General features: G+C 39.4%; 16 protein-coding genes and 1 pseudogene. 6 read left to right on the forward strand and 11 right to left on the reverse strand.

From position 1 onward, the window contains the following. Positions 1-19 precede the first annotated feature (19 nt). Both V7K38_RS07040 and V7K38_RS07045 read right to left on the reverse strand, forming a co-directional pair. A complete protein-coding gene (locus tag V7K38_RS07040; RefSeq protein WP_334856537.1) occupies positions 20-841 on the reverse strand; it encodes an SDR family oxidoreductase in 822 nt (273 codons plus the stop codon). Between the two features lie 139 nt (positions 842-980). After that, positions 981-1,466: a glutathione peroxidase gene (locus V7K38_RS07045; protein ID WP_334856539.1), complete on the reverse strand. Its 486-nt coding sequence runs from the start codon at positions 1,464-1,466 to the stop codon at positions 981-983. Between the two features lie 761 nt (positions 1,467-2,227). On the opposite strand from V7K38_RS07045, the pseudogene V7K38_RS07050 reads away from it, so the two are divergent. Then, a pseudogene (locus tag V7K38_RS07050) lies at positions 2,228-2,572 on the forward strand (ammonium transporter); the annotation flags it as partial. Between the two features lie 73 nt (positions 2,573-2,645). Beyond that, positions 2,646-3,101, forward strand: coding sequence for a DUF2141 domain-containing protein (locus V7K38_RS07055; RefSeq protein ID WP_334856540.1), 456 nt, complete (start codon positions 2,646-2,648; stop codon positions 3,099-3,101). Here V7K38_RS07055 and V7K38_RS07060 read toward each other — a convergent pair. The 3 genes from V7K38_RS07060 to V7K38_RS07070 all read right to left on the reverse strand — a co-directional run bounded on the left by V7K38_RS07060 (position 3,098) and on the right by V7K38_RS07070 (position 8,028). Beyond that, positions 3,098-4,246 (reverse strand): peptidoglycan-binding protein, encoded by a 1,149-nt coding sequence (locus tag V7K38_RS07060; RefSeq protein ID WP_334856541.1) that lies wholly within the window; start codon positions 4,244-4,246, stop codon positions 3,098-3,100. The genes V7K38_RS07055 and V7K38_RS07060 overlap by 4 nt on opposite strands. 180 nt (positions 4,247-4,426) lie before the next feature. Beyond that, positions 4,427-5,488 carry a DMT family transporter gene (locus V7K38_RS07065; protein ID WP_334856542.1) on the reverse strand — a complete coding sequence of 354 codons (1,062 nt, stop codon included), beginning with the start codon at positions 5,486-5,488 and terminating at the stop codon, positions 4,427-4,429. An 887-nt stretch (positions 5,489-6,375) separates the two neighbouring features. After that, entirely contained in the window at positions 6,376-8,028 is a 1,653-nt protein-coding gene (locus tag V7K38_RS07070) for a Ppx/GppA phosphatase family protein (RefSeq protein ID WP_334856544.1), read from the reverse strand. Between the two features lie 366 nt (positions 8,029-8,394). Between V7K38_RS07070 and V7K38_RS07075 the strand changes: the two genes are divergently transcribed. Both V7K38_RS07075 and V7K38_RS07080 read left to right on the forward strand, forming a co-directional pair. Then, positions 8,395-9,273, forward strand: a complete 879-nt coding sequence (locus V7K38_RS07075; protein ID WP_334856560.1) for a 4-hydroxybenzoate solanesyltransferase — start codon at positions 8,395-8,397, stop codon at positions 9,271-9,273. A 486-nt stretch (positions 9,274-9,759) separates the two neighbouring features. Then, entirely contained in the window at positions 9,760-10,539 is a 780-nt protein-coding gene (locus V7K38_RS07080; protein WP_334856545.1) for a DsbA family protein, read from the forward strand. Positions 10,540-10,772: 233 nt separating this feature from the next. On the opposite strand, the gene V7K38_RS07085 is transcribed toward V7K38_RS07080, so the two are convergent. From V7K38_RS07085 to V7K38_RS07095, 3 genes are all read right to left on the reverse strand, one after another. Further along, a complete protein-coding gene (locus V7K38_RS07085) occupies positions 10,773-11,264 on the reverse strand; it encodes an acyl-CoA thioesterase (RefSeq protein ID WP_334856546.1) in 492 nt (163 codons plus the stop codon). Between the two features lie 112 nt (positions 11,265-11,376). Further along, positions 11,377-11,766 carry a tautomerase family protein gene (locus V7K38_RS07090; protein ID WP_334856548.1) on the reverse strand — a complete coding sequence of 130 codons (390 nt, stop codon included), beginning with the start codon at positions 11,764-11,766 and terminating at the stop codon, positions 11,377-11,379. 4 nt (positions 11,767-11,770) lie between these two features. Continuing rightward, positions 11,771-12,358 (reverse strand): TetR/AcrR family transcriptional regulator, encoded by a 588-nt coding sequence (locus tag V7K38_RS07095; RefSeq protein WP_334856550.1) that lies wholly within the window; start codon positions 12,356-12,358, stop codon positions 11,771-11,773. A 759-nt stretch (positions 12,359-13,117) separates the two neighbouring features. Here V7K38_RS07095 and V7K38_RS07100 point away from each other — a divergent pair. Beyond that, positions 13,118-13,915, forward strand: coding sequence for a sulfite exporter TauE/SafE family protein (locus tag V7K38_RS07100; protein WP_334856552.1), 798 nt, complete (start codon positions 13,118-13,120; stop codon positions 13,913-13,915). A gap of 48 nt (positions 13,916-13,963) precedes the next feature. Here the strand turns inward: V7K38_RS07100 and V7K38_RS07105 are convergent, their stop codons facing one another. Further along, the gene (locus V7K38_RS07105) at positions 13,964-14,626 is read right to left on the reverse strand and encodes a cadmium resistance transporter (RefSeq protein ID WP_334856553.1); all 663 of its coding nucleotides are present in this window, start codon (positions 14,624-14,626) and stop codon (positions 13,964-13,966) included. Positions 14,627-15,344: 718 nt separating this feature from the next. On the opposite strand from V7K38_RS07105, the gene V7K38_RS07110 reads away from it, so the two are divergent. Continuing rightward, positions 15,345-16,055, forward strand: coding sequence for a cadmium resistance transporter (locus V7K38_RS07110; protein WP_334856554.1), 711 nt, complete (start codon positions 15,345-15,347; stop codon positions 16,053-16,055). Positions 16,056-16,078: 23 nt separating this feature from the next. Here V7K38_RS07110 and V7K38_RS07115 read toward each other — a convergent pair whose 3' ends face one another. Both V7K38_RS07115 and V7K38_RS07120 read right to left on the reverse strand, forming a co-directional pair. Continuing rightward, on the reverse strand, positions 16,079-16,285 hold the full coding sequence (locus V7K38_RS07115) for a hypothetical protein (RefSeq protein WP_334856556.1): 207 nt from the start codon (positions 16,283-16,285) through the stop codon (positions 16,079-16,081). A 541-nt stretch (positions 16,286-16,826) separates the two neighbouring features. Beyond that, on the reverse strand, positions 16,827-18,539 hold the full coding sequence (locus tag V7K38_RS07120) for a putative bifunctional diguanylate cyclase/phosphodiesterase (RefSeq protein WP_334856557.1): 1,713 nt from the start codon (positions 18,537-18,539) through the stop codon (positions 16,827-16,829). Positions 18,540-18,985 lie beyond the last annotated feature (446 nt).

Consider the following 18,985-nt stretch of genomic DNA (forward strand, 5'->3'; position numbering starts at 1 on the left):
TTCCTAGTTTTAATACTTGCTAAAAAATCATCTGTGGATGAATTAACTGATATCCAGCCTCTTTCAGCTTTTCATTCGATACCCAAGCATTATATGGGCGAGTACTTTTAATAGAAGTATCCCATATAACTTTGGGTAAATTATGTTTTTCAAATAGATTATCTAGCAAGTCTCGGCTGGTGAGATGTGCATCATCTACCAGATTGTAAATCCCTTGCAAACGACGATTACGGGCAAATTCTATCGCTGCAACAATATCATCCAGGTGAATCCAATTTGTAATATCTTCGCCGCCAGGACGGGTTGTAGCAGAATATCTACCAAATATTTTCAACAGTTCCCTATCGGGGCCATAAATTCCTCCTAAGCGGAAGATACAAACGCGGAGATTTTCGCTAGATGCTGATAATAATATATCCTCTGTTTTGCGGAGAATTTGGGCATTTAAATTAGCAGGTGCAAGTGGTGTTTCTTCATCTACCCATACACCATTTCTGTCACCATATACGGCATAACTACCTGTATATATTAGTTGTTTCACACTTTTACTATGCTGTAAGCATGAAACTACATTTTGAGCAGTTTGTAGATATGCTTCTTCATAAACTTCCCCACTTTTTGCACCAACACTCAAAAGTACAACATCTTGATTGTGCAAAACTGATTTTAGACTATCTAGGTCATTTCCGCAGGTCACGAAAACTCTTTGAGATACTGATTGTAGTGCAGAGACACGCTCAGAGGAAGTTGTGGTTGCACTGACAACAAAATTCATTTGTTGCTGCCAATATTGAGCAACTTGATAACCAACATAACCACAACCAATGATTGCAACGTTCATGACAAATTAAACGCAAATAAATTAAACTACTAGTTGAGATACTATTCTTAATTAAAGGAATGGACGTAAATAAATTTAACAGTCCAGAGCTAACAGTCAATAGTACAAAATTTTTGATTTAGTGATTAATGACTAATGACTATTTTGCTAGTTCTTTTTCAATTATGGCAATTATTTCTGGTGAATTTGGTTGAACACTACTATTAAATCTAGCTATTACTTCACCTTGTTTATTAACTAAAAATTTTTCAAAGTTCCAAGCAACAGTTCCTGTTGGCTCAACGGCTTTGGTAAGTCGCTCATAAAGTGGATGCTGCTGTGAGCCTTTTGCATGGATTTTATCAAATAGTTCAAAGGTAACACCATATTTACTCGTGCAGAACTGCACAATTTCTTCATTGCTTCCTGGTTCCTGCGCTCCAAAATCGTTACAGGGGAACCCCAAAATCCTTAATCCTGCTTCGCCATACTTCTGGTTCAACTTTTCTAACCCGTCGTATTGAGAAGTATAACCGCAGTAGGAAGCCACATTCACAATTAAGAGTACCTTCCCGGTATAGTCGTTTAATTGTTTATCTTCACCTTTGATTGTCTTGACTGCGATATCCGAAATTGTGTTACTCATCTTGAATCTGATTTATAGGGAATATTGCCAAGTTTCCCATATTACAGGTACTCTAAACCCAGTTTGTTGAAGGAAATTAGGTTTGTTAATCTTATTTACCGCTACGGTTCTGTTTAACTCAGGTGAAATGGGAAGTAGTGTACTTCAATTACTTGAAAAGCGCTATCAGCTAGCGATCGCCTATAAGTTTACACTTGTAACCAGATTTACTTCTTCTGTAAATAGTTTAACTAATCCGCTATCTGACAAATCTGCGTTACTTTTAATACATTTTTCGTTGCAAAGATCAATTCTTAATTACAGTCAGTAGTCAGTTTAAAGGAGAATTACTGAATCTTCAATGTAGCTTCAAATAAAGTAACGGATAATTAACTATTTGTATAAAAAATTAATTAACTTAAGTATTTTCCGATGCTGACATCGGAAAATACTTAACCACAAAGGATATAGTTGCTTTACTTTTTGGATCAGAAACTATTTTCCCTGATTTAATTGAAAAGTGTATTTTAAAATACAGTTTTTTGGTCACAGTCAATAGAAGATTATTCAAATTTATCCGTCTATGAATAAATTTACCAAAGTGAAATCAAAAAATAGTCTCATAATTTCTGTGAACGATTTATATTTTTCTTCGATCGGAGTTTTTAATATTAGAAAAAGTGTGTTTCCAAGAAAATAAATAACTGACATAGATAATGAGATAATTAGTTCCTAAAAGTGTTGGCTAAAACCTTATTTGTTCAGCCTAATTAAGTTAATTAATGTTGCTAAATCTATTGACAATATCAATTACCGCTTTTCCAACAGTAAAAAATAACCCTTGGCATCGCCTACTGGCGCTAGCGATCGCTTCAATGGTATTTGCAGTTTTTGCCCCCACTATTGCCCCTTGCGCCGATGTTGCACCTTGGGCTTCGGTTTTGATTAGGTTAACGGGTGGTATTTTGGTTACTCTGGGAGTGGATTTGATTGAGTCACTCCACATTGATAACCCGGTAGGGGCATTTGCCGTACACGGGATGAATGGCATGATGGGTATCTCCGTTGGCTTCTTAGATAAAAAGGCAGGATTATTTTTAGGTGGCGGCTTTGATTTATTAGGCATATAAGTTTTGGGCGTACTTGCGATCGCAGCCTGAAATACTAAGACTATTTCACGAAATACCTGATGAAAATTTTATGTTTAAAGGCTTGAGAGTTAGTATGCTGCTATTGGCAGTTATAGGAAATCTGGCATGGTCATTTAGTGCTAAGGCAAATTTTAACAGCAAACTCACCGTGGAAATTGATGGCTTGAAGAATAAACAAGGACAAGTGTGTGCCAGTATATTTGCTAGCAGTGAAGGGTTTCCTAGCGATCGCGATCGTGGCTTACAAAAGCAGTGTATCAAGATTACTAACACTCGCTTACCCATTACCTTTGATAACTTGAAAGCAGGCAGTTACGCCGTTGCTGTCTTCCACGATCAAAATAATGACGGCATTATTAATAGTAATGGACTTGGGATACCAAGGGAAGGCTTTGGATTTTCTAGCAACCCAGAAATTCGCACAGGAGCGCCTAAATTTAGCGAAGCAGCATTTTTAGTGGCAGGCCCAGACACTAATATCAAAATCCAGTTGAAATATTTTTAGATTTCTTCTCGTGAATCGTCGTGTGAATCTTCTGGTAAACCTTGTTGTTCTGGCAAGCCACGCATTCGATTCATCTGAATTAAAGCATATCGTGCAGTTGCTTGCACTTCGGCATCTGGATCGTTTAACGCATGACCCAACATCTGGCTCATTTGACCCATCATGTCATAGACGCGCGTCAAGTCACGGATCGCATTCTGCCGTACTTGTGGACTTTCATTTTGCATTGAAATTGCTAAACCCCGATTCATCGGTTTGAGTGTGCGAATGCCAATTTCTGCCAAAGCTGCCAAAATCAAGCTACTTTCTTGAGAATCAGCATCAATCATCAGGTCAACTATAGGCTGAATAGCCCGTGAATCTCCTTGCTGTCCCAAATCCCAAATAGCCTTGCGCCGTTTTGTTGGGTTAGGACTGCGTAAGTCTTGGATTAATTCGTCAACAATATTGAGTTTGGCAAGCCGGGAAGTTTTTTCTGTTAACAACAATTGGGTGGGTGGTGGTGGTGTAGTTATTTGTGGGCTAGTTACAGCCTCTGGTAAGGATAGTTTTATTGGGTGTTTGTCAGCTTCACTCAAACTTTTAGGATTTGATATTTCTGACTTTTGCACCTGTTTGACTTCACGAAACCACCTCAGCAGGTAAATAAGTGCGCCAATACTTCCCAAAACTGCGATCGCAAATATTAACCACGAGATAAAACCTCTCTCAGTTGGCTTAGGTGTTGTAGTTACTTTGTCAGTCGAAACACCAGAGGCAATACTTGGAGAAGTGACAATCTGATTTTTGGCTTCCATTGCTACTTGCAGTCTCTCCATAGTCGCTAGACCGGCAAGACCATCTACTTTTAAACCATTTACTTTCTGGAATTTAGCGACAGCAATTTCCGTACTGGCGTTATACTGTCCATCTATCACGCCACTGTAATATCTCAGTTGCTTTAATTGAGTTTGTAATCTCTGCACATCTGATTTTCGACTACCATATCTCAAAACAGCCGGACTAGCAGTAACTCTCGAACTAGCTTGTGCAAGTTCTAAAATTTTAGGCGCTAGGTTAGGTGTGGCTGTACTTGCGCGATTTGGGTAAAAACCCATGCAAGAAATACAAGTAAATATCAGAATTGAGGAACGGCATAGCCTCATATTGAAAGTTTCAGCCTGAACGTGCTTTTGAAGTCTTCGATACCACAATACCTTCTAGATGACCAAATGTTAACTGTAATTAGGCATTAGGTATTATTTATTCTCCCTCATCTCCCTACTTAATTACGAATTACGTTATGGCGTAGCGGGGCGTAGCCCATTACGAATTACGAATTAGGGTTAAATTTCTGGTTCAGATTCTCTAACTGCTAGGCTGAGAGGATTCAATTTTTGAGTAGATGAATCTAAAATTGGTTGCTGTATATTAGCTATTTCGCCGACAGTAACTGTGTCATTTTGCGCTGCTAAAGTATCACGCTGGTTAATGAGATAGATGCTGATTAAAGTCAGGAAAACACCCACCCACTGCAAAGGACTGAGGACTTCTGAAAGGAAGAGATTACCAAATAGTAGGGCAAATACGGGTGTGAGGAAGGTAAGGGAACTAAGACTGGTGAGACTACCACTAGAGGCAAAGTAGAAGAATAACCCGTAGGCGATCGCACTGCCAAATACGGTAGCATAACCCAAAGCCACTAAATCAGATGCTCCCAGATTCTCCCACTGCTGGGATTCAACAACTGATGAAACTCCCCATAGTGGCAATCCACCCAAAATCATGTGCCATCCTGTAGCAGTTACTGGGTCAGCATGTCGGCACACAAACCGAATCAACACTGTTCCCACAGCCATTGATAAAGCTGCCAATAACATCAACCACTCGCCGCTAGCAAACAAATCTTGCCAGTTGCCAATTGTAATATTTGCGCCTGAGTCGAGAAAATGTAAAATCCACTCATCAGGTAAGCCAATTAAACTAATACCTGTGACTCCCAAAGCTAGCCCCAGCCATCCCCAAAAACCAATGTGTTCTTGAAATAGCCACAACGACAGCAAGGCTACAGCTAAGGGTTGCGAGTCAATCATCACAGACCCTAACCCCGCACTGGTTCTGACTAATCCTTCTGCCAAAAAGCCTTGAAACAGCGTCCCATCTATTAGAGCAAATAAGCTAATCCACAGCCATGCAGCCCAACCCTTGGGCTGGGGTTTACCCATGAATGCTGTTGCAATCAGAATTAACATCCCTGCTGGTATCAAACGCACACCTGCCATGAATAGCGGTGTGGTGTGGGGTATTACTCCTTTCATAGCTACCATTGCCGTCCCCCATAGGAAAAAGGGGGCAATTAACAAAAGGGGGGCGAAGGGAAATTGAGATGCACTGAGTTTCAGTTGCATGGGTTTGCTGATGCCTTTGTTTAACAAGCACAAAAATTGCTTTACCCAATTTTACCGAAATATGTAGTTTTGCGTAAGCATAGCCCGTCGTAGACATCGCCTCTGGCGGGTGCTTTGTACCATCGCATAGCGTCTCAAAGAGAAGGAAAGAATACTCAAATGTAACTCAGGTTACAAGATGCTGAGTATTTTTTAAGGAATAAAGGTGTACTGAGTTTTGTTCAAAAATCAAATATGAGTCCTATATGATATCTCCGTAAGCTGAGACATTATCACTCAACAAGTGAAAATAAATAGGAATAAAATGCAATACAGTTCAGCATTTTACTTTTTTATTTATTATATTTGTATAGCGCCAGTTTCTAAAACTCTATTCACATGAGTAACACACTCGCTTCTCTGTAATTGGAGTAGTTCAATGCAGAAAAATAAGCAGTCTCACCTGCTCTATTGAGATTTTATTAGATTATAAAATAATATAAAAATACCTAAGTTTTCCCGGCTTAGGTATTGAATAGCAACATAACCTATGTTAAATAGATTGTTAACTATATTCTAGTTACTAATTTTTATTTTTAAATGCGTCTTAGGACACTTTCTAAATTGCTCCTTAAGTAGGATAATAAAATTATATCTAAGATTTATTTTAATTCTGAAAGCATCTTGAGCAAAACAGAATTCAGGAGTCAGGAGCCAGAATTCATTCTGAATTCAGTTAGATTGGCGGATAGCGCAGTAAAAAAGCAAGCTACACGCAGCGTCTGGTAGAGAGTGTCTTGATTTTGAGCGCAGGCGGAGCGTCTCTGGCTCCGCTTCTGAATTCTTGTTTAACTGCAAAATCTCTTTTTGTAACTGATGCGTTACACCACGTTAACGTACCCTAGTTTCTAAAACGAGTTAGCAAGGCTAGATTTTTCTAAATTCGCTACTAATTTCACTCCAAATTCTTCCTCAAAGACTCCTTTTTTATAATCTAAACTCCAAAGTTCTAAAGCACAGTCATCATCAGCTTGAGATGGAAAAATTAGCAGGTTTACTTGCCGTAACTGTTGATAATACTCACATTCCACTTTAGCGATCGCACCAATTTGTCGTCTATCTAATGCCACTGCTAATCTCAGAATTGCACTCAATTGACTAACCATTTGACACTGTTCTTTAGTCAGCGAACTCTGGTAAATTTCATGTTTTTTCTTGGGTGGCGATTTGCGATGATAACGAGCTAAATTAGCTATAATTTCAATTTCGGTTTCTGTATAACCAAGTAATTCACCATTGCGAATTAGATAGTAAGAGTGTTTGTGGTGAGATGAATGGCTGACGTAATGACCGGAATTATGTAATATTGCAGCTGCCCACAACAGTTGTCGCTCGTCAGATCCCCAATGGTGTAACGTCCCTTGAGTTTGGTCAAATAAACTCTCGGCAAATTTGGCGACGCGATCGCTATATTCTAAGTTAACCTGGTATTTATTAGCGATTTTTAAAACATTGCGCTCCCGAACTGAACTTTGGTAGCGTAGCTTATCTTCAATTAAACCGTGGGCTAACATCCAGTCTACAATTACACCTTCCCTCAAAGAACGCTCACAAACAACGATCGATTCGCTGCCTAAGCGGGTCATAGCTTCCTGTAATATTACCGCACCAGCAAGTATCACTTCAGCCCGTTTATCTTGCATCCCAGGAATCGCAGCCCTTTCGGAATTACTCAGTTTCTGCAACCGATTTACCAAGTCTCCCAAGTTTTTAAGACTCAACTCGTAGCCATTGAGAGTAGAAGGGATAACACCTGAATTTTCTCGTGCATGAATCATCGCTAGGGTTTCAATCGTGCCAGATGTACCCACCAAACGAGGAGATTCCCCAGGTTGTAAATTTGCTAATACCTCATCTACGGAACGTTCTAACATCCCGCGTGTATAGGATTGCAGATACATAAACTCCGTATTGGTGATAGGGTCGGTGGTGATTAACTCGCTAGTGAGTCGCACTGCACCAACTTTGGTACTAGTGAGAGTCCGCGCTTGCTGACTATCGCCCAAAATTAATTCTGTGGAACCACCGCCAATATCAATAATGGTATGCGGTTGGTTGTGAAATTCCATCCCCGACAGCACGCCAAGGTAGATTCGTCGCGCTTCTTCTTGACCAGAAATTAAGTTAACGCTTAAACCCAATTCCTTTTCTACTGTGTGCAAAAAATCTTTCCCATTAGGGGCTTCGCGCACAGCACTAGTCGCCACAGCAATGATTGTTTCAGCGTTGATGGTTTTGGCAACTTCTTGGAAGCGTCCCAAAGCAGCGATCGCCTTTTTAATAATCTCTGGTTTGAGTTCTCCAGTGGTAAGATTGCGATCGCCAAGTCTCACCGTTTCTTTTTCTCTGGCAATAATACTAAAGGCTGGTAGTGTGGGGTCAATTTTAACTACTACCATGTGTAGAGAATTTGTTCCCAGGTCAATGGCAGCAATAATCCGATGTTGCTTAGGTGGTTGAGTTGGAACACTCTCCCAGCTAGCCGAAACTAAATTCTGCATCTACTTTTCTCTCTTTATAAGAAATGATGGCAACCGGTGGTACGTCGGGGTAGCTGGCACTGATAATTTTTGCAACACACTTAAGTAAGTGGCTCAAATTAAATATAAAACCTCACCCTCAATCCCTCTCCTTAGTAAGGAGAGGGAAGCCGGAGGCAGGGTGAGGTTTGATCTTATATTTAATTACGCCTACCTACTTACTCAAACTGAGCTAAGTATATTCACCCTAATGCTTCTAACCTAGTGACTATTTAAAGATATTTAAAGTTGCCACTTTGACTGATGTTTTTACAAATAACAAATAACGTTATTCTATAGATGTAAAGATGTATGAATTCATCTATCTAAAGTTATTTGTTGATTTCTATGTTAATGATGCCAGAACGCCCCCAATCACCAGCTTGGCTAATTATCCGGCTTTTACGCTGGCATAAACCAGAAGGACGCTTGATTTTAATGATTCCTGCTCTTTGGGCTGTGTTTTTAGCAGCTTCTGGGAAACCGCCTTTACCTCTGGTTGGTGTAATTATATTGGGGACTCTGGCCACGAGTGCGGCGGGTTGTGTTGTCAATGATTTGTGGGATCGGGATATCGATCCAGAAGTGGAGAGAACACGCTCACGCCCCCTCGCTTCTCGCGCCTTGTCTGTGAAAGTTGGGATTGTAGTTGCGATCGTATCGCTAGCATGTGCAGCCATCCTGGCCTTTTACCTTAATCCCTTGAGTTTCTGGTTGTGTGTCGCAGCAGTACCCGTAATTCTGCTTTATCCAGGCGCAAAGCGAGTTTTTCCTGTACCGCAACTAGTGCTTTCCATCGCTTGGGGTTTTGGCGTGTTAATTAGCTGGAGTGCAGTTACTCAAACCATCTCACAACCAACTTGGTTACTTTGGGGCGCGACTGTGCTGTGGACACTGGGATTTGATACAGTTTACGCGATGAGCGACAAAGAAGACGATCGCCGCATTGGTATTAATTCAAGCGCCCTATTTTTTGGGAATTATGCCCCTGTAGCTATTGGAATTTTCTTTGCTGGCACAATCTTGTTATTGGCTTGGTTAGGTGTACTCATACATCTGCACTTCGCCTTCTGGATTAGCCTTGCAGTTGCTACTATTGGATGGGTTTGGCAGTCTCTGCGATTAAGACAGCGAGACTTACCTAATCATGTTTATGGTGAGATGTTTCGGCAAAACGTGTGGATTGGTTTTATTCTACTTGCTGGCATGATTGCTGGATCTTTTTAGGAGGTAGAGGGCAGGAGTCAGGAGGCAAGTGTTTACTGAGTTAGAGAATTTCCATAATTAAAGTTATGGGATTTTTAATTGAAGCACCTGTGCATCTATAGGATTCTTATTTGATTTTTGAACGAAATTAGATATTGTAGAGTGTGTTAGAACGGAGTTCGCAACACACTATTATAAAGGGTTTGATGCGTTACGCTGTCGCTAAGAGGTTGTTTGAAAAGTCCTCTTGTCGGTATCAAAAAGTTCTAGATCCCCCTAAATCCACGCCACATGCTCCACTTGGGGAGACCCCAAGACCGCAGTGGCTCCCATTAAGAAGGGGGACTTTGATTCCGTTTTCCCCCTTTTTAAGGGGGGTTAGGGGGGATCGCTAAGTGCCTAAAATCACAGCGAAATACTTATTCATTCAACCTCTAACACATCCTACGGATATTTTCTCCAAATCAAACCGGATTCCTATATAAGTTAGACAAAAAATAAATATTCATGAGTTTTTGTATGGGTACATTCTTTGATTCGTTTAGTCTATTAATTCAGTATGCGCGTACTTGGCTAGTAATAAGTCTAATATCTTTAGTTGTTACTTGGTCATTTCCTGCACAAGCTGCTAGCCGGATTGATCCGCAATTAGAACAGCAAGTATTACAAATTATCCGCGAACATCCAGAGGCAATTATTGAATCTGTTCAAGCTTATCAGCAGCTACAACAACAGGAACTCAAGCAAGCACAGCAAGCATTTATACAGGATTTAAAGACAAATCTTCAAACAGTGATTGGTGAGTCTCCCACCATAGGTTCAACTAAATCAAAAACTGTGCTAATAGAATTTTCCGATTTTCAATGCCCCTACTGTGCTGAAGCGCATAAAACATTGAAAGAATTGTTAGTAAAGTATCCAGATAAAATAAGATTAGTTTACAAGAATTTACCCCTTGTTTCAATTCATGCTGAAGCCTTACCATCTGCGGCAGCAGCTTGGGCAGCATATCAACAGGGCAAATTTTGGGAATATCATGATGCACTATTTACTAATCAAAAGCAACTAGGTGGGGCATTATATTTAGATATTGCTAAAAAACTGAATCTAGATTTGGGCAAATTTAAACGCGATCTTACTCTTGCTACTCCCGCAATTACAAAAGATATTCAATTAGCAGAGAAGTTGGGTGTTGCTGGCACACCTTTCTTTGTTATTAATAGTCCAACTATTTCAGGAGTTGTACAGCTAGCAAATATCGAAAAGATATTGACTGGTACTAAGTAAATTAGTATTAATAAATTAAAGCGACTAGAAGTCGCAGCTACACAGACAAAACCCACCTCCGTGGGTTAAAAACCTTGATTTATTGTAACTAAAAGGGTTTAATACCAATTCTGTATGAAGATGCACATAATAAGTCCCGCCTTCACAAGGGGGGACGGCGTAGCCGGGGGGTAAATATATGCAGCTTCACAAAAAAATGGTATAAGACCCCGACCATAAAGGTAGCCCCAGTTTCAGTCGTGGTTTAAATCCCCGTCTGAAATTGTCTTTAATTTTGAATTTTTAATTGTTAAATTGCCTTGTTGATTCTCTAAATATTTATTCTTGAATTCCTCTGGAATGGGAATAGGACGACTATTTTGCAAACTCACAAAAGCGCCCTTTTGACTAGCTACTGCTGCCAACTCATTGTTAGATAAAATTTCAGCTTGTACAGTCCACTTCAACCGTCCTACGTTACTTAGCCATAAACGTCCAATTACTTGGTCAATAATTTTTATCGGGCGTTTATATTCAATTTCAGTTCCAGCTATAACAGGTGCATATCCTTGCTCAATTTGCTGATTGAGTTGCCAATGTTCATCTAAAAACTTTAAACGTAAATCTTCTAGCCATCTGATATAGACAATATTACTCACAATTCCCATAAAGTCGATGTCGTATGTTCTTACAGGGATTTCTAATACTACCTCTAATGGTCTGTGCAAACTGTTATTTATTAGCATTATTCCTCTTGATAATAAAAAAACCGATCGGTCTGTAAATTCACAAAAAATTTTACTCTTTTCAAGCATGGATAATTAGTAATTGACTAATAACCAATTACCCACAAAAAATTCAAACTTCTACTTTGTAGTTTAAGATTAACTCGTCGCCAGGTAAACCTCTAATACCCCAGTTAGATTTAGGCGTTTCAAAAATTGTGATTTCAATATCGTCCGCATGAATATTAAACGTTCTATTAATATTCTTAATCAGCAAGCGAATCAACTCTTTTTTTGTTTCAACTGAGCGCCCATCAAACATAATAATCTCGATAATCAGATAATTATCTGTTCTATCAGATGGATAGTAAAAATCTGATTTATCCAGTGGGAAAAAACGATGAAATCTTTTTTCAGGGGTAAGCTGTAAAACTTCTATGAGGGAGGCATGGATTATATTAGATAGCTCCGTTTTAATAGGATTTAATTTTTCTGCTAAAGCATATACCTTGATTTGTACCATACATTTAAAGGTTAGTTTTTAAGTATTGATTAAGATGATTAATTACCCTGTCCATGTGAATTGAATCTCCATAAAGCTTACTCATCATTATGGCTCCTTCTAGCGTTGCAATTATGATAGTAGCGATTTCATCAGCACTCACTTCCGGGCGAATTTCACCCTTGTCAATTCCCGTTTCAATAATTCGCCGAATCAGATGCAACCAAGAGTTCATCGCCTGTTGAGCGCGTTCGCGCAACGCCGGATGATTATCATCACTCTCCACAGCAGTATTCAGCAGTGGACATCCTCCCTTGATAGGTGGATTTTCTGCAAAGCTACTAAATATCTCAATGATTGCTTGCAGGCGTTCTACTGCGTGGCGCTTGCTTCGTAATGCAAATCTAGTATGCTGTTTGATACGAGCGATCGCAAAATCAAAAGCCTGTAACGCGAGATCGTCTTTGCTTTGAAAGTGATTGTAAATTCCTCCTTTCTGCAATCCAGTTACACGCATGATGTCTGACATCGATGAGCCTGCATACCCTTGTTGATTAAACAGTTCGGCTGCTTGGTACAGAATTCTGCTTTTTGTTTCTTCGCCTTTGGACATTACAGCGATTTATTAGAGTAGGGAATCGTATAGTTTATTGATTGAAAATTTTTGTAAATTAAATATTACCGACCGAACGGTTTTATTATTTTTGCATGATACATACTTGCAAGTCAAGTAGTTTTGGATACCTAGTTATAAACAAAGATCATCTATCGTAGGGGCGATTGATAAATTCCCCTTATGATAGATGCGATTTATTTACTATCGCAGCATCAATCCAGATGTAGAGATAAGACATATCTTTTCTACAAGGTTTTGAATTATCCAAATGGTGAATTATCGCTATCTTTATTAACCTTGAGGTAATTTTTATCAACCACTCCTAAGAATTTTAACCAGCTACGGTGTATTATTCAGAGAATTTAACGATATACAACGCGGATACGCTAGACGTTTGCTTCTGTTTACAAGTAAAATACGGTAAGTACATCGTTTTATCGGCTTTTATATGTAAAACCGCAAAAAACCAGTTAGAAGTTGAGTTTAGCAAAGCAACTGACCCATAAGCAGTTATCAAAGTCTGTTTCAGCTAAATGCCAGTTGTCGTACTTCCAAAAACTTCCAGACAGGTTTTTAGTTATCCAGTAATCCTCTGTCCTAACTTTTAGCTGGATAAACTTTTCTTTGTGTCACTCATGCCTTGAGAAACACAATAACTTGCTATGACTAGCTCTGTCTAAGACGGGGCTGTACTTCGGCTGAGTTGTTGTTCTCTAGTAGTGAAGCTTTAGCTGACTTTCTCAAACCCCAAAAAGTATGCACTATTTATTACTACCGTTCTTAAGCTTCTTTGTTGGCATCATAGTTGGTTTGACGGGAATTGGCGGAGCCTCTCTCATCACCCCAATGTTGATTTTTGTTTTTCAGGTTCCGCCTTCCATCGCTGTCAGTTCTGATGTTGTGGCTGCCACATTGATGAAAATTGTTGGTAGCGTCAAGCATTGGGAACAGAAAACTCTAGACACAGAAATTGTCAAATGGCTGGCATTGGGGAGTGTTCCAGGCTCACTATTTGGGGTAGGGATTTTGCACTTTCTGAAACGTACAGGTGAGTATAACCTGGATAACATCTTGCTCCGTTTGCTTGGCGTGATGATTTTGCTAGTCACAGTGTTAGCACTAGTGCAATTGTTGTTATTGACTTTTTTCCCTAAATTTAATTTACCCGAACTACCAAAGTTAGACTTAGAAACTAACTTGGGCCGTTTCCTAACAATTACTTTGGGAGCAATTTTAGGCTGTTTCGTTGGTCTAACTAGCGTCTCATCAGGTTCAATGTTTGCCCTAATGCTGATTGGGTTTTTCCGCCTTGATGCCCGAAAGTTAGTTGGAACTGATATTTCACACGCAGCAATTTTACTGCTGTTTACAGCCCTTGGTCATCTTAGCCTGGGAACAGTTGATTGGAGTTTGGTATTACCTATCTGGTTAGGGTCTGTGCCAGGAGTTCTGCTAGGTGCTAAAATTTGCCAAGTCGCTCCCCAGCGCCCGCTACGGTTTATTATTTACGCCATTTTGATGATGGTGAGTTGGAAATTAGTTCATCAAGTGTGACGTAACGAATTTTAGATGCCAAATCCAGCATTCAACATCCAGCATTGATTAGCTTTTCAGCCAAGGCAGTAGAGTAAATGTACCTCGCTCATACATAATCAATAAACCCAAGCCAATTAATACAAAAGGTACGACAGCTTGACCGTAGCGACTTAGAATATTAGCAATGGTAGCCTGACGGCTTAAAAAATAAGCGATCGCACACCAAATCCCTACCATGATAAAAAATATACTTAGAATTACTCCCAAGCTGGTAAGGTTATGACCAGCGAATAAGGGAATATATATACTAATATTGTCACCACCATTTGCGATCGTTACTGCTGCCACCTTATAGGTTTGGGGGTGCAAAACACTCAAAATAAAAGCTAATAAGGGGTTAGTCGGTGTGGATTGACTAAAATCACTACTGACTGTTTGAACTGTTGCGGTTTCTTCTTTTCTAGATAGTAATTGCTGAATACCAATTACTATTGGTAGCAGTCCTAGCAATCCTATCCATTCTCGCTGTACAACCAATCCACCAAAAAATCCTGGTAAGCTAGCGATGATAATGGCTGCAAAACCTAAATATTGACCAAGTAAGATATGCCGTGGCCGAAAATTAACATCTACCTGAGAAAAAAATATTAACAAGATAATAATGTCATCTATGTTAGTGGCGATGAAGGCAATTATCGCTTCACTGGAGGTCGTCCCTAGCTGACTCATGCTGGATTTTTATAACCTACGATTTATAACCATACCAAATTAACAAATTCGTAATTTGTAATTATAGCTGAACCACTCGCGCTTAATTCTCAACTAGGCAGGATTGAATTAATTCGGTATTTATACCACAATTATGTTAGATACAGAACTTACGCAAAAAAGTTCTGAAGTAGCGGTAATTCATGAATTACTGCTACGACAAATCAGGTTTTTGAGACAATTTTGCGTAAGTCCTAAGATAGTCATCGTACCTATACTAGACAAACAAGCTATGCACAGTAATTAAATATAAGATCAAACCTCACCCTCAATCCCTCTTTTTACTAAGGCTACGGTTACACACATCTTTGTACAAACCCCAAATCGTTGGAGATCCCCCTAAATCCCCCTTAAGAAGGGGGACTTTAAGAGACTTTTGGAGACTTTTGCCCCCCAATTTATCGGGGGGTTGGGGGGATCAAAAGCCTATGAGGCCACTCTCAAAGACTTGTGTGTACACCGTAGCCCCTTAGAAAGGGGAGGGTTAGGGTGGGGTAAAACCTAGTTCTTCAGCTATTTTCAGACTTGTGTGTACACCGTAGCCTTACTAAGGAGAGGGAAGGCGGAGGCAGGGTGAGGTTTTATATTTAATTTGACCCACTTACTTATCTTGTAAAGGAAATTATTTTAAACTTTTGACACAATTAAGCCTTAAAATTGTCCATCATTATCTTAAAATATGAACGAGTTATTTACTGCAATTACTACAGGGGCAATTGCGTTCATTGCCACTAATATTGATGATATTGTTATTCTATTGTTGTTTTTTTCTCAAATAAATACTAACTTTCGTCCCCGGCATATAGTTGCTGGTCAGTTTCTAGGTTTTACAGTTCTGTTAATCCTTAGTCTGCCTGGTTTATTTGGTGGGTTAGTTTTATCCAAAAATTGGATTGGATTACTTGGTTTACTACCAATGTCTATAGGTATCAGTAGCTTGGTGAATCGGCAAGAAGATTCATCACAAGAAGTTTTCGCCACAACAAAAGAAATTGAAGCATCAACAATTACGAGTTTTTTTTCTTCACAAGCTTATAGTGTGGCAGCCGTTACAATTGCTAATGGTAGTGATAATATTAGTGTCTATGTGCCTTTATTTGCTAACAGCAACTTAGAACGTTTTGTAGTAATTATCGGATTATTTTTTCTATTGTTGGGAATTTGGTGTTATACGGCATATAAATTAACTAACTACAGAGTAATAGCTGATATATTGAGTCGTTATGTTAATAATATTGTGCCTTTTATTCTTATAGGATTAGGCGCTTTTATTGTCTTAGAAAGTGAAGCTTTGAGCTTAATAAAGTTAGCTGCTAGTTGTTTTTGTTTGGTTATTTTGGTGAAAAACGATAAAACTGTGGAGAAAATTGGCGAAAATTCTAGTAGATAATCAAGCCGATTTGAGATTTTGATTTAAAGGATGTTTAAAAGTTGAAAGATGGAGTCGCGGTTAACCAGTTCAGTTGTTTCACCTTCCGCGATCGCACCTTCCATTGCTATGTCTTCAATAATTTCTGCCAAAAATTTAGATACTTCTTCACGGTTCTCACGAATCAATTCGACGATCGCGCTTTTCAATATTTCCTTGAGTTGTTCTGGGTTTAGGGTAATTTCAGACATTATGCCTCCATTAAATTAAGTTTAATTTGATAAATTAATGACAACCGCTTCAAGTTGCTGGTTTATCCAAGTCGTGGCGATCGCTTCATCAGTCTCGTTATAATTTGAGTCCTTGAGGATATCGGCTAATTTGATCAGAGTTTAGCGCTATTGTAATCACTGCCTGATCAATTTTCTTAATTCTTTAATGGCGATCGCTTGTTGAGGAGCCTTGTCTAACTGGCGCAACTGTGTCACTGGATGGTGGCTGAACGCTGCCGTGTAGTTGGGATACTGGGGATCGGCGGAATTGGCAAAAGTACTCTTATGACAATTTTTTGTGTGGAAGCCCCGCTACCACACAAAAAGAATCTCAATCTAGGTGCGTAGCGTTATACAAGTATTCGGGTGGCGGCCGAGATAGGTGCAAAATGGAACACGTTTAGGACTTACGCATCAAGTACGAAATGTTGGGGCAATTCATGAATTGCCCCTACGGTAAATCAAGGCTTTCACTGCCTTTTTGGGTAAGTCCTGACGTTGTAATGGCTTAGGCATCCACCTATATTGTAGTAATCTCTACCTGCTGAGAACTTTTCTGCAACATGGCGACAATTATATCAGCAGGAAGAGGACAACTGAAGTAGTAACCCTGACCTTCATCACATCCACGCTTTTGCAAGTATTCAACCTGTTCTTGTGTTTCTACACCCTCTGCTGTAATTTTCAAGTGGAGGCTTTTTGCTAGGGCAATAATCGCATCAGTGACGGTGGCGCTATCAGGATTAGACATGACATCCTGCACAAATGACTTATCAATTTTAAGCATGTCCACAGGAAAGCGTTTCAAATAGTTCAGAGAGGAATAACCAGTACCGAAATCGTCTAGAGCCAAGCAGATACCCAGTTCTCGTAATTGTTTTAAGATTTTAACTGAACGATCAATGTCAGCCATCAAGAAGCTTTCTGTCACTTCTAGTTCTAACGAAGATGCTTGGAGTTCAGTTTCCTCAAGAATTTGGTTGACGATCTCAGCCAGATAGGGTTGTTCAAACTGTCGAGATGACAGATTCACAGATATCCGAATTGGGGTATATCCAGCAAGCTGCCAAGCACGGGTTTGAGCGCAAGCAGTTCGCAAAACCCATTCACCAATTGGTACGATCGCACCATTAGCTTCTGCAATGGGAATAAATTTTACTGGAGAAACCAAGCCTAATCTAGGATGCTGCCAGCGAACTAACGCTTCCATAGCTGTAACTTCTCCGCTATGTAAATTAATTAGTGGTTGATAATAAACCAGCATTTCACCACGCTCAAGCGCTCCTTGCAATTCTTTTTCTAAAGTCAGTCGCTCCTGCAACTGAGCATTTATTTCTGGCGAATAGAATTGGTATTGGTTACGCCCCTGCTGCTTGGACTGGTAAAGTGCTATATCAGCCTGTTGTAAAAGATGATCTATATTATTAGGAGCGTTTATGTGATTGATTGTGATTCCAATGCTGACGGTAATATGAATCGAGTTACCTTCTAAAGAAAAGGGTTTATTCAAGGTATTCAACAAAGCTTCAGATAACTTAATTACATGTTCCAAAGAATGCATCTGGATTCGGGCAAGAACGAATTCATCTCTACTTAAATGGGCAAGAATATCTGTTTGTGCTATGCAGGTTGATAACCTCTGGGAAACTGCTCTTAACAACAAATTTGTTGTCTGATGATCCAACCCATGACTTATAACAGTGAAATCATCAATACTGAGCAAAAAGACAGCTACAAGACGCTGGTTGTTTTCAGGTTGAGATAGAAGCTGATAAAGGCGATCGCGGAATAAATCACGATTGGGTAATCCTGTCACTTCATCATAATTAGTGATGTAGTGAATTAACTCATCTAATTTGTGAAGAGTTTGTGATGTATCTGCCATCAATGTACCCGCTTCATCAGCGAATTCTGTGGGCAATTCAGGTAGTGTTTTGGTGTTCAGATAATTTTGTAATGCCGCAGATGTGAAAATGACCGGTTTGAGGAGATGGTTGAGCGCATAGAGGGTGACGCCTGTACCTGCTAATGTAGATAATAGAGCAATAATCATAACTCGCACCGCCATCTCGAAGGAATAGGAGTTTGAGATGAGGAAACTCAAAAGTAAGGTTAGAAGTGGTACATGAGTACCCAAAAAAGCCACCAACATGATTTTAGCGGTGTAACTTTTCTTAAACCATCCGAAACGAGCTAGGAACGAATACAGGTAAAGGTTGTGATTTAGCGTCATAAATTCTATTCGATAGTTGGCAAATTAGTTCCGAGCTATTCTGGCAAAAAAGTATTTTTTGTTCGCAATCCAGTGGAATTAGCTCTCGTGGAACCTAACCCTGACAAGGTTATATATTATGCTTCCCAATATCCTTTTCTACTTGATATATATGACGATAAAGTTTCTGTAAAACTTATTGCAAAAGCATTTTGAGCGCAAATTAATACTTGTATTTATTCTTACACTGTCAGTATTTATTGTTTGGTCTGAATCTAATATCAAAAGAAAAGGAACCACAAAGAAATATTTGTGTTTCCTTTTCAAAAATTGCGAATTATAAAATATCAATTCTTTATTAAGATACTTATACCTCACCGTTCGCGTAATCGAGGATGGATTTGATGAAATTAAGGATGTGTGAACAAGGGGAGGAAGAAAAACAGGCGATCGCTACGACTTACCAA

The organism is Nostoc sp. (assembly GCF_036917465.1).
Lineage (GTDB): Bacteria > Cyanobacteriota > Cyanobacteriia > Cyanobacteriales > Nostocaceae > Nostoc.

What these genes read in the sequence shown, in the direction of transcription:
- V7K38_RS07110 (WP_334856554.1), top strand. Translation starts at nt 15,345, where the DNA reads ATGAACGAGTTATTTACTGCAATTACTACAGGGGCAATTGCGTTCATT.
- V7K38_RS07040 (WP_334856537.1), bottom strand. Translation starts at nt 841, where the DNA reads ATGAACGTTGCAATCATTGGTTGTGGTTATGTTGGTTATCAAGTTGCT.
- V7K38_RS07080 (WP_334856545.1), top strand. Translation starts at nt 9,760, where the DNA reads ATGAGTTTTTGTATGGGTACATTCTTTGATTCGTTTAGTCTATTAATT.
- V7K38_RS07095 (WP_334856550.1), bottom strand. Translation starts at nt 12,358, where the DNA reads ATGTCCAAAGGCGAAGAAACAAAAAGCAGAATTCTGTACCAAGCAGCC.
- V7K38_RS07115 (WP_334856556.1), bottom strand. Translation starts at nt 16,285, where the DNA reads ATGTCTGAAATTACCCTAAACCCAGAACAACTCAAGGAAATATTGAAA.
- V7K38_RS07065 (WP_334856542.1), bottom strand. Translation starts at nt 5,488, where the DNA reads ATGCAACTGAAACTCAGTGCATCTCAATTTCCCTTCGCCCCCCTTTTG.
- V7K38_RS07100 (WP_334856552.1), top strand. Translation starts at nt 13,118, where the DNA reads ATGCACTATTTATTACTACCGTTCTTAAGCTTCTTTGTTGGCATCATA.
- V7K38_RS07085 (WP_334856546.1), bottom strand. Translation starts at nt 11,264, where the DNA reads ATGCTAATAAATAACAGTTTGCACAGACCATTAGAGGTAGTATTAGAA.
- V7K38_RS07075 (WP_334856560.1), top strand. Translation starts at nt 8,395, where the DNA reads ATGTTAATGATGCCAGAACGCCCCCAATCACCAGCTTGGCTAATTATC.
- V7K38_RS07070 (WP_334856544.1), bottom strand. Translation starts at nt 8,028, where the DNA reads ATGCAGAATTTAGTTTCGGCTAGCTGGGAGAGTGTTCCAACTCAACCA.
- V7K38_RS07120 (WP_334856557.1), bottom strand. Translation starts at nt 18,539, where the DNA reads ATGACGCTAAATCACAACCTTTACCTGTATTCGTTCCTAGCTCGTTTC.
- V7K38_RS07060 (WP_334856541.1), bottom strand. Translation starts at nt 4,246, where the DNA reads ATGAGGCTATGCCGTTCCTCAATTCTGATATTTACTTGTATTTCTTGC.
- V7K38_RS07055 (WP_334856540.1), top strand. Translation starts at nt 2,646, where the DNA reads ATGTTTAAAGGCTTGAGAGTTAGTATGCTGCTATTGGCAGTTATAGGA.
- V7K38_RS07105 (WP_334856553.1), bottom strand. Translation starts at nt 14,626, where the DNA reads ATGAGTCAGCTAGGGACGACCTCCAGTGAAGCGATAATTGCCTTCATC.
- V7K38_RS07090 (WP_334856548.1), bottom strand. Translation starts at nt 11,766, where the DNA reads ATGGTACAAATCAAGGTATATGCTTTAGCAGAAAAATTAAATCCTATT.
- V7K38_RS07045 (WP_334856539.1), bottom strand. Translation starts at nt 1,466, where the DNA reads ATGAGTAACACAATTTCGGATATCGCAGTCAAGACAATCAAAGGTGAA.